The sequence below is a fragment of the Bradyrhizobium jicamae genome (assembly GCF_001440395.1).
Taxonomy (GTDB): domain Bacteria; phylum Pseudomonadota; class Alphaproteobacteria; order Rhizobiales; family Xanthobacteraceae; genus Bradyrhizobium; species Bradyrhizobium jicamae.
Map to the genome: position 1 here is coordinate 2,089 of NZ_LLXZ01000214.1, position 253 is coordinate 2,341.

A 253-nucleotide genomic window follows, 5' to 3' on the forward strand; every position below is an offset into this window, starting at 1 on the left:
ACAACACAGTTGAAGAGAGCTCAAGAGCCCCTTTTGCGATGAGCTGCAGGTTCACCGCGTCTTGGTTCTTCGGATCGGTGATCGGGAAACGGGCTATCGTCTGCAGGATCTTGTAGTAGGCGTCTGCCTCGCTGCGGCGCTTGAGGGATAGCGGTTCACCTTCCGGGTGTTGGGATGCCTCCGGCTGGAAGTGCTCCGGGTAAAGGTGCTTGATGGCCGCCCAGCTTGGCTTAGCGATGCGCCCGCGAAGCAT

The 253-nt window shown here is 59.3% G+C and carries 1 protein-coding gene; it reads right to left on the minus strand.

Annotated elements, in window-relative coordinates; all coding sequences use genetic code 11:
- A partial coding sequence (locus CQ12_RS45530; RefSeq protein ID WP_198164369.1) for a hypothetical protein occupies nt 1-253 on the minus strand: 253 nt, incomplete at both ends.